Annotated in this window: 6 protein-coding genes; 3 read left to right on the forward strand and 3 right to left on the reverse strand. The window is 64.1% G+C overall.

Annotated features, from left to right (window positions below; all coding sequences use genetic code 11):
• Positions 1-81: 81 nt before the first annotated feature.
• Positions 82-1377, reverse strand: coding sequence for a serine--tRNA ligase (serS, locus tag VGH41_RS19035; RefSeq protein WP_331599083.1), 1296 nt, complete (start codon positions 1375-1377; stop codon positions 82-84).
• 60 nt (positions 1378-1437) lie between these two features.
• Positions 1438-2751, reverse strand: coding sequence for a replication-associated recombination protein A (locus VGH41_RS19040; protein ID WP_331599084.1), 1314 nt, complete (start codon positions 2749-2751; stop codon positions 1438-1440).
• A gap of 298 nt (positions 2752-3049) precedes the next feature.
• Between VGH41_RS19040 and cytX the strand changes: the two genes are divergently transcribed.
• The 3 genes from cytX (at position 3050) to VGH41_RS19055 (ending at position 5508) form a co-directional block, all read left to right on the forward strand.
• On the forward strand, positions 3050-4366 hold the full coding sequence (cytX, locus tag VGH41_RS19045; protein ID WP_331599085.1) for a putative hydroxymethylpyrimidine transporter CytX: 1317 nt from the start codon (positions 3050-3052) through the stop codon (positions 4364-4366).
• Between the two features lie 320 nt (positions 4367-4686).
• On the forward strand, positions 4687-4980 hold the full coding sequence (locus tag VGH41_RS19050) for a hypothetical protein (protein WP_331599088.1): 294 nt from the start codon (positions 4687-4689) through the stop codon (positions 4978-4980).
• Positions 4981-4983: 3 nt separating this feature from the next.
• Entirely contained in the window at positions 4984-5508 is a 525-nt protein-coding gene (locus VGH41_RS19055; RefSeq protein WP_331599086.1) for a DNA-binding protein, read from the forward strand.
• An 11-nt stretch (positions 5509-5519) separates the two neighbouring features.
• Here the strand turns inward: VGH41_RS19055 and VGH41_RS19060 are convergent.
• Positions 5520-6135 (reverse strand): arginase family protein (locus VGH41_RS19060; RefSeq protein ID WP_331599087.1); only part of this gene is annotated, 616 nt, incomplete at its 5' end.

Consider the following 6135-nt stretch of genomic DNA (forward strand, 5'->3'; position numbering starts at 1 on the left):
ATTATAGAACAATTGAAACGGGTTAGCCAAGCCCCTTTTGACAAAAACTGCAAAGGACCCGGCCGACCCGCGACCCCGACTTCAGGCAGCCGGCCCTTCCAGCCGCTCCACTCCGCGGAGATACGGACGCAGCGCCACCGGCACCGTCACCGAGCCATCCGCGTTCTGGAAGTTCTCCAGCACGGCAACCAGCGTACGACCAACCGCAAGGCCCGAGCCGTTCAAGGTATGCACGAGCTCGGGCTTGCCCTGCGCGTTGCGATAGCGCGCCTGCATGCGCCGAGCCTGGAACGCCTCGGTATTCGAGCAGCTCGAGATTTCGCGGTAGGTGTTCTGCGCCGGCAGCCAGACTTCCAGGTCGTATGTCTTGGTTGCGGAGAAGCCCATGTCGCCCGTGCACAGCGTGATGACGCGATACGGCAGTTCGAGCTTCTGCAGAATCGTCTCGGCATGACCGACCATTTGCTCCAGCGCGTCGTACGACGTCTCCGGCGCGACGATCTGCACCATCTCGACCTTGTCGAACTGATGCTGACGGATCATGCCGCGCGTGTCGCGCCCGTACGAACCCGCTTCGGAACGGAAGCACGGCGAATGCGCCGTGAGCTTGATGGGCAGCGCATTCGCTTCGACGATACTGTCGCGCACCGTGTTCGTCAGCGAAATTTCCGAAGTAGAGATCAGGTACTGCGTCACCGTATTTTCGGCACCGCCCTTTTCGACGCGAAACATGTCGTCGGCGAACTTCGGCAACTGGCCGGTGCCGTACAGAATCTCAGGATTGACGATGTACGGTGTGTAGGTTTCGGTGTAGCCGTGATGCAGCGTATGGGTGTCGATCATGAACTGCGCGAGCGCGCGATGCAGCCGCGCAATCTGCCCGCGCAACAGCGTAAAACGTGCGCCGGAAAGCTTCGCGCCCGTTTCGAAGTCGAGGCCGAGCGGCGTGCCGACATCCACGTGATCCTTCACCTCGAAGTCGAACTGACGCGGCGTGCCCCAGCGGCGCACTTCGACGTTGTCCGCTTCGTCCTTGCCGACCGGCACGCTTTCATGCGCCACGTTCGGCATGCCGAGCATGAGGTCCGACAGGCGCTTCTGGATGTCGTCGAGCTGTGCCGCCGACGCCTTCATCTCGTCGCCAATGCCAGCCACTTCGGCCATCACCGCCGACGTGTCCTCGCCCCGCCCCTTCATCGCCCCGATCTGCTTCGACAGGCTGTTACGGCGTGCCTGCAACTCTTCGGTACGGGTCTGGACGGCGCGGCGTTCCGCTTCGAGGGCGGTGAAAGCCGCTACGTCGAGGGTATAGCCGCGATCGGCGAGGCGTTTTGCGACGCCGTCGAGGTCTTTGCGCAGCAGCTGAATGTCGAGCATGGGATGGGGCGGGTATTCGTTGTATGAAAAAGGGATTTTAGCGCACCGGCGCAGGCCCGCTTAGCTCTTCTTGGGCTTGTTCTCGCTGCGCCACTGCGCGTCGAGCTCGGCGAGCCGCGCCAGCTTCTCGCCAATCTTGCCTTCCAGGCCGCGCGGGGTCGGTTCATACCAGTGCGGTTCGCGCATGCCGTCGGGCAGATAGGTCTCGCCGGCGGCGTAGGCGTCGGGTTCGTCGTGCGCGTAGCGATACTCGTGACCATAGCCGAGTTCCTTCATCAGCTTCGTGGGTGCATTGCGCAGATGCACCGGCACGCCGCGCGACTGATCCTTGCTCACGAAACGCCGCGCTTCGTTGTATGCGTTGTAGCCGGCATTCGACTTCGGCGCCACCGCCAGATAGATGATGGCCTGCGCCAACGCCAGCTCGCCCTCCGGCGTGCCGAGCCGCTCGTAGGTTTCGGCTGCGTCGAGCGCGATACGGGCCGCCCGCGGGTCGGCAAGACCAATGTCTTCCCACGCCATTCGCACGATCCGCCGCGCGAGGTAACGCGCGTCCGCACCACCGTCGAGCATGCGGCAGAACCAGTACAGCGCGCCGTCCGGATTGCTGCCGCGCACCGACTTATGCAACGCGCTGATCTGGTCGTAGAACGCGTCGCCGCCCTTGTCGAAGCGGCGCAGATTCTCCGCGAGCGCGCTGCCGAGCAGCGCGCCGTCGATCTCCGTGCTCTTCTGCTGCGCGGCCGCCCGCGCGACGATTTCCAGGTTGTTGAGCAGCTTGCGACCATCGCCATCGGCGGAGCCGATCAGCGCGTCGCGGGCTTCGTCAGTAAACGTCAGGCCGCCGAGTTCCTTCTGCGCCCGCTCGAGCAGTTCGCGCTGCTCGTCGTCGTCGAGACTCTTCAGCACATAAACCGCGGCGCGCGACAGCAACGCGCTGTTGACCTCGAACGACGGATTTTCCGTCGTCGCGCCAACGAACACGAACAGTCCCGATTCGACGTGCGGCAGGAAAGCGTCTTGCTGACTCTTGTTAAAGCGGTGAACTTCGTCGACGAACACCAGCGTCTGATGCCCATGCGCCCGATGCACCTGGGCCGTCTCGACCGCTTCGCGAATGTCCTTCACGCCCGAGAGCACGGCCGACAGCGCAATGAATTCCGCGTGGAAGGCATCGGCCATCAGGCGCGCGAGCGTGGTCTTGCCGACACCGGGCGGCCCCCAGAGGATCATGGAATGGGCTTCGCCAGACTCGAAAGCGACCCGCAACGGCTTGTTCGGCCCGAGCAGGTGCTTCTGGCCGATCACTTCATCAATAGTGCGGGGCCGCAGACGCTCAGCGAGCGGAACATTGGCGCGGGTTTCTTCAAACATGGCGTTTTGTGGATAATCTCGGCTTTCCGGGCGTGGCTCGGCTGCAGCACGCGGAAGCGGCGCAACCTGCGCGCCAGGCGGCAAAACAGCCGGCGCGCAGTCTGCGGCACGGTCATGCATTATGACAGTGACCGGGCGATGGCGAGCCGCCAAGCCGCGCACGCTGGCCGAACGGCCAGGGAAATGCCGGCAGCAGCGCACAACGCGGTGCCGCCCCGGACGCGCGAGCGATGACGCAACAGACGCCGCACGGCACCGCAAACAGCAACAATCAGCAATCCGACAGGGACGACTCCAGATGGCACAAGATCCACTCACCGGCGACGCCGGCTCTACTTACGCGCCGCTCATACCGGTGCCCGAGGCGCGCCGCGCGTTTCGTACCGGCGATGCCTTCGCGTTGTGGTTTTCGCTGGGCATCGGCCTGCTGGTCGCCCAGGCCGGCGCGTTGCTGGTGCCGGGGCTGTCGCTGCCGCATGCGCTCGCGGCGATCGTCATCGGCAGCGCGATCGGCGTCGTGCTGCTCGCGCTGGCCGGCGTGATCGGCACGGACACGGGCCTCGCGGCGATGTCGTCGCTGCGGCCCACGCTCGGCGTACGCGGCGCGTCCATCCCGGCGGTGCTGAACGCCGTGCAGCTGGTCGGCTGGGGCTCGTTCGAAGTGATCGTGATGCGCGATTCCGCCGACGCCCTCGCGAAACAGGCGTTCGGCCTGTCGATGCCGCTCGTCTGGACGATCATCTTCGGCCTGCTCGCGACGCTGCTCGCCATCAGCGGGCCGCTATCGTTCGTGCGCCGTTTCCTGCGTACCTGGGGTATCTGGCTGCTGCTGGCGGGCGCCGCATGGCTGTCGTGGAATCTGCTGGCGAGGCATGACCTGGCAGCCCTGATGCGCCGCCCGGGCACGGGCGACATGTCGTTCGGCGGCGCGATCGATCTCGTCGTCGCCATGCCTTTGTCCTGGCTGCCGCTGATCGCCGACTACACGCGCTTTGGCCGCCGCTCCAGCGAGTCCTTTCGCGGCACGCTGCTGGGCTACGGCATTGCCAACCTCTGGTTCTACGGCCTCGGCGCGGTCTACGGCCTCGCGGCAGGCGGCGGCGACGCGCTCCTGACCGGCGCGCTCGCGCAGGCGGGCGGCGGCCTCGCGTTGCTGCTGATCCTGATTGATGAAGTGGACAACGCGTTCGCCGACATCCACTCCGCCGCGGTCTCGACCGGCACATTCTGGACGCGCGCAACGGTGCCTGTGCTGTCGGCGGCGTTCGGCGCCCTGTGTACCGCGATCGCCCTGCTCGTGCCAATGGCCAGGTACCAGAACTTCCTGCTGCTGATCGGTTCGGTGTTCGCGCCGCTCTTCGGGGTCGTGCTGGTGGACCACTTCATCGTGCGCAAACGCCGCATCGAGGCCGCCGCGCTCGCGGATGTGAGCGGTCGCTATGGCTTTTCGGGCGGCTGGCACCTGAGCGCTTTCATCTCGTGGGCAATCGGGATTGCCGCGTATCAAGCCGTCAATCAATGGCTGCCGAATCTGGGCGCCACCCTGCCGGCACTCGCCGTCGGCGCGCTTTGCTACCTCGCGCTGGTGTCGCCGCGCAAAGCCGCGTACGCGTAGCAACAACGCAAGCACGAATCGTGCATCAACGGCCCGCGCAATGCGGGCCGTTTTTATTTCACCTCTGCGCGGGCCACATCCCTTTTCCTCGCGCGCGCCCCCTCACCGTCCCTCCCGTCCTACCACTTCCGGCCGAGGAGACTTCTCGCCGCGGACTCTCTAGCATGGTTCAGTCGCTATGCGGTACGACTGATTGGCAGACAGTTTCACTCCATTCCCGCCGATTTCAAAAAGAATCGCTCATACGTTTTCATGCTTTTTTCATCGCCCAAGGTTGTCACTTGACAACCAAAAACCATCCACTTAAGATGAGGCCATTGATGATTCGAGGGACCCACTCAAAGAAGGAAATTGAAGACGCGCTGACCTATGCCGAAAAGCACGGCTGGCGCGTCAAGAGCGGCGGCAACGGGCACGCCTGGGGCAAGTTGTACTGTCCGTACAACGACTCAGAGTGCCGCTGCGGAGAGTTCTGCATTACCAGTGTGTGGAGCACGCCCAAGAATCCAGGAAACCATGCTCGGCTTCTCAAAAGGGTGGTCGACAATTGCACGACTCACCGGCAAAAGTGCTCGTCACAAGGCGCAAGCGCTCATGCCGTCAAGCAGGAGTAATTTATGGAATACGACTTCACTCTCAAATACCAGCTCGCGGCAGACGACTGTGACCACGACGAGATCGTGGAGCGGCTTGCCGAAGCCGGATGCGACGACGCAACCATCGGCGTGGGGCTGCCGGGGCGCATCGCGCTGGCATTCGCCCGCGAAGGTGCGACTGCGCTGCAGGCTCTGGTGAGCGCGCTGGAAGACGTCAAGCGGGCCATCCCGTCGGCACGCCTCGTCGAAGCGGGTCCGGACTTCGTCGGTCTCACCGACGTCGCCGACGTGGCCGGCGTATCGCGTCAAAACATGCGCAAGCTGATGCTCAGCCACGCGGCCGATTTCCCGATTCCGGTTCACGAAGGCAACCCGTCAGTCTGGCATCTGTCGGACGTCCTCGTCTGGTTGAACATGCGAGGCGGCTACGACATCAAGCCCGACGTTCTGGAGGTCGCGAAATCGGCGAAACAAATCAACCTCGCGAAGGAGGCGCGTGAGCTCGAGCCGCACGTCAATCGTCAGCTCGAGGACCTGGTTGCATAACCGAAAACGCCTCAGCGTGTGGCAGGCCGATATTCCACACCCGGCAGTACGCACAGCAGTTCGAAGGCCAGATTGGCGCCCAGCAGGGCTGTGGTGCCGAACGGATCGTAGGGTGGCGCCACCTCGACCAGATCACAGCCCACGATATTCAAACCGCGCGAGCCGCGAATAATTTCCAGCGCCTGCGGCACGGTCAAGCCGGCGATCTCCGGCGTACCGGTGCCAGGCGCAAATGCCGGGTCGATACCGTCGATGTCGAACGTGATGTACACCGGGCCGTCGCCCATTCGCTCACGCACGCGCGCCATCAGCGGCGCAAGCGACTGGTTCCAGCATGCTTCGGCCTGCACTACCTCGAAGCCCTGCTCGCGGCACCAGTCGAAGTCCTCCGCTTCGTAACCGGTACCACGCAGTCCGATCTGAACGACGCGCTCGCAGTCCAGCAGGCCTTCTTCGACGGCGCGGCGAAACGGCGTGCCATGGGCGATCTTCTCGCCCATCATGGTGTCGTTGACGTCGGCGTGAGCGTCAACATGAATCAGGCCGACCTTGCCGTGCTGACGGTGGATCGCACGCAAAATCGGCAACGCGATGGTCTGATCGCCCCCCAGCGTAATGGGCTTCGCG

The sequence above is a fragment of the Paraburkholderia sp. genome (assembly GCF_036488795.1).
Taxonomy (GTDB): Bacteria; Pseudomonadota; Gammaproteobacteria; order Burkholderiales; family Burkholderiaceae; genus Paraburkholderia.

Bases quoted from the DNA above. Each gene is read 5' to 3' on its own strand.
- serS (WP_331599083.1), bottom strand. From the start codon at position 1,377: ATGCTCGACATTCAGCTGCTGCGCAAAGACCTCGACGGCGTCGCAAAA.
- VGH41_RS19040 (WP_331599084.1), bottom strand. From the start codon at position 2,751: ATGTTTGAAGAAACCCGCGCCAATGTTCCGCTCGCTGAGCGTCTGCGG.
- cytX (WP_331599085.1), top strand. From the start codon at position 3,050: ATGGCACAAGATCCACTCACCGGCGACGCCGGCTCTACTTACGCGCCG.
- VGH41_RS19050 (WP_331599088.1), top strand. From the start codon at position 4,687: ATGATTCGAGGGACCCACTCAAAGAAGGAAATTGAAGACGCGCTGACC.
- VGH41_RS19055 (WP_331599086.1), top strand. From the start codon at position 4,984: ATGGAATACGACTTCACTCTCAAATACCAGCTCGCGGCAGACGACTGT.